The organism is uncultured Eudoraea sp. (assembly GCF_947258525.1).
Classification (GTDB): domain Bacteria; phylum Bacteroidota; class Bacteroidia; order Flavobacteriales; family Flavobacteriaceae; genus Eudoraea.
The window spans coordinates 1-3077 of sequence record NZ_CAMYIP010000071.1; the positions used below are offsets into that span (position 1 = coordinate 1).

The following is a 3077-nucleotide window of genomic DNA, read 5'->3' on the forward strand; positions in this document are numbered from 1 at the left end:
CTTTCTAAAAGGAGACATTTTAGATGAGCATTTTGTTAAATTGATCTTTGATAAATATAAGTTTGATGGGGTTATACACCTGGCGGCTGAATCCCATGTAGATCGTTCCATAACGGATCCTTTGGCTTTTGTACGTACAAATATCATAGGAACAGTTAATCTGTTGAACGCCTTCAGAGATCTTTGGAAGCACAAAAAGAACAACAAGCGTTTCCATCATATCAGCACAGATGAAGTATATGGTTCACTAGGTACGGATGGCTTATTTACAGAAAACACACCGTATGATCCGAACTCACCTTATTCTGCCTCAAAGGCCAGTTCAGATCACTTTGTAAGGGCATACGGAGAGACCTATGGGTTACAATATGTGATAACGAATTGCTCTAACAATTACGGCCCCAATCATTTTCCTGAAAAACTCATTCCTCTTTTCATAAATAACATCATTGAAAGTAAGACCTTACCTGTTTATGGTGATGGAAAATACACCCGGGATTGGTTGTTTGTAAAAGATCATGCCTCCGCGATTGACCTCGTTTTCCATAAGGGGAAAAACCAGGAAACGTATAATATTGGAGGTTTTAATGAATGGCAGAATATCGATTTAGTTAAACTCCTATGTAAGCTGATGGATCAAAAGTTAAATAGGGTAGCAGGAACATCAGCAAAATTAATCACGTATGTTACGGACAGGCCCGGACACGATTTAAGGTACGCAATAGATGCCGGTAAAATAAACAATGAACTTGGGTGGAAACCATCAGTAACTTTTCAGGAAGGCCTGGAACTAACTGTTGATTGGTATCTGGATAATCAGGAATGGCTGGATCATGTTACTTCCGGGGACTATATGGAGTATTATGAGAAAATGTATAAGGAAAGAAATGTCTCCCAATAACGCATAAGCAAATGAAAGGAATAATTTTAGCCGGGGGTTCCGGAACACGATTACATCCATTGACTTTATCGGTCAGCAAACAACTTATGCCCATTTACGATAAACCAATGATTTATTACCCACTTTCTACTCTAATGTACGCGGGAATTCAGGAAATATTGATTATTTCTACACCTAAAGATCTTCCTCTTTTTAAAGAACTATTAGGCGATGGGAAGAAATATGGTTGTAGTTTTTCTTATGAGGTACAGGAAGCACCAAATGGCCTTGCCGAAGCTTTTATTATTGGAGCAGATTTTATTGGAAAGGATAAAGTAGCATTGATTTTAGGGGACAATATTTTTTATGGTTCCGGACTCGCAAAATTACTTCAATCTAATAATGATCCGGACGGAGGCATTATCTATGCATATCGCGTAAATGATCCGGAACGTTATGGAGTAGTGGAATTTAATTCAGAAGGAAAGGCGGTCAGTATAGAAGAAAAACCCTCAGAACCTAAATCCAACTATGCTGTACCCGGGATATATTTTTATGACAACGACGTAGTGGATATCGCCAGGAACATTCCTAAGAGCGTAAGAGGCGAATTGGAAATAACAGACGTAAACAAGGTGTATCTGGAAAGACAAAAATTGCGTGTAAGTATTTTGGACAGAGGAACCGCATGGTTAGATACAGGAACATTTCAATCCTTATTGCAGGCATCACAGTTTGTTGAGGTCATAGAGGAAAGACAGGGACTTAAAATAGGCGCCATAGAAGGTGCAGCTTATGAAATGGGCTACATTGATAAGGAACAATTTAAAAAACTTGCAGAATCCTTGATGAAGAGTGGATATGGGAAAAACTTGTTGGGGCTATTAAATAGACATCAGTGATTGTAAAAGAGACTAAGTTAAAAGGATGTTTTGTATTGGAACCCAAAGTTTTCAATGATGAACGGGGCTACTTTATGGAATCGTTCAACAAAGAGCAATTCAATTCTGCAATTGGTTCAAATATTGAATTTGTTCAGGATAATCAGTCTTTGTCTGCCAAGGGAGTTGTGCGCGCTTTGCACTATCAAGTTGGGGAGTTTGCCCAGGCAAAATTGGTAAGGGTATTAAAAGGGAGTGTTTTAGATGTTGTCGTTGACCTAAGACCAAACTCACCTACGTTTGGGGAGCATTTGACAATGGAATTGAGCGAAGTGAATAGAAAACAACTTTTTATTCCTAAAGGGTTTGCCCATGGTTTTCTAGCAGTTGAAGACAACACGGTATTTGCCTATAAATGTGATCAGTATTATAATAAGGAAGCAGAAAGGGGAATAATATATGATGACCCGAATCTTCGAATTGACTGGGAATTTCCCAAGGACCAATTAATTCTATCAGAAAAAGACAAAGAACTGCCCCTATTCAAAAATCTGTCATTATGAAAAGGGTTTTGGTAAGCGGCTCAGAAGGGCAGTTAGGGAAATGCTTACAGAAAATATTCGGGAATTTTGAATCTTTGGACATTAAATTTATGGATGCCCGGAGTTTGGATATTACAAATACCAAAAATATAAATTCAGTATTTCAATCCGAGAATTACGACTACTGTATTAATTGTGCGGCCTATACTAACGTGGAACAAGCGGAAAAAATACCGGAAAGGGCATTTGCATTGAATGCCGATGGAGTTAAAAATATAGCGACCGCTTGTAAGAACAGCAATGTGGTTCTAATACATATTTCTACCGATTACGTTTTTGATGGGGAAAGTGAAGAGGGGTATTTAACTACAGATTTGCCAAATCCCATCAATCAATATGGAATGTCCAAGTTAGCCGGGGAAAATTATATCAAGGAAATATTAGAGAAATATTTCATTATAAGGACTTCCTGGTTGTATTCGGAATTTGGGCATAATTTTTATAAGACTATATTGAAAAAAGCTCAGACCGAGAGGGTACTTTATATTACCGATGAACAAACAGGATGTCCAACAGATGCTAATAACTTAGGCCGCTATATTTTGAATTTAATTAGTATGAAAAGTGAAGATTATGGTATACATCATTTCACCGATGGGACTCCGATGACCTGGTACGATTTCGCAAAACAAATAATCAAAGACCATCAGCTTGAATCCAAATGCAAAATTGAAAAAGCTGAGAATTATCGTACTTTTGCCAAGAGACCTAAAT

The 3077-nt window shown here is 37.8% G+C and carries 4 protein-coding genes; all 4 read left to right on the forward strand.

Annotated elements, in window-relative coordinates:
* The coding region (rfbB, locus tag Q0X89_RS05585; protein WP_297691971.1) for a dTDP-glucose 4,6-dehydratase at positions 1-901 on the forward strand (901 nt) is incomplete at its 5' end.
* A gap of 11 nt (positions 902-912) precedes the next feature.
* Entirely contained in the window at positions 913-1782 is an 870-nt protein-coding gene (gene rfbA, locus Q0X89_RS05590) for a glucose-1-phosphate thymidylyltransferase RfbA (protein ID WP_297691973.1), read from the forward strand.
* Entirely contained in the window at positions 1779-2324 is a 546-nt protein-coding gene (gene rfbC / locus Q0X89_RS05595; protein ID WP_297691974.1) for a dTDP-4-dehydrorhamnose 3,5-epimerase, read from the forward strand. The genes rfbA and rfbC overlap by 4 nt, the downstream gene beginning before the upstream one ends.
* Positions 2321-3077, forward strand: a 757-nt coding sequence (rfbD, locus tag Q0X89_RS05600) for a dTDP-4-dehydrorhamnose reductase (RefSeq protein ID WP_297691976.1), incomplete at its 3' end; no start/stop codon positions are given. The genes rfbC and rfbD, both read left to right, overlap by 4 nt.

What these genes read in the sequence shown, in the direction of transcription:
- rfbA (WP_297691973.1), top strand. Translation starts at nt 913, where the DNA reads ATGAAAGGAATAATTTTAGCCGGGGGTTCCGGAACACGATTACATCCA.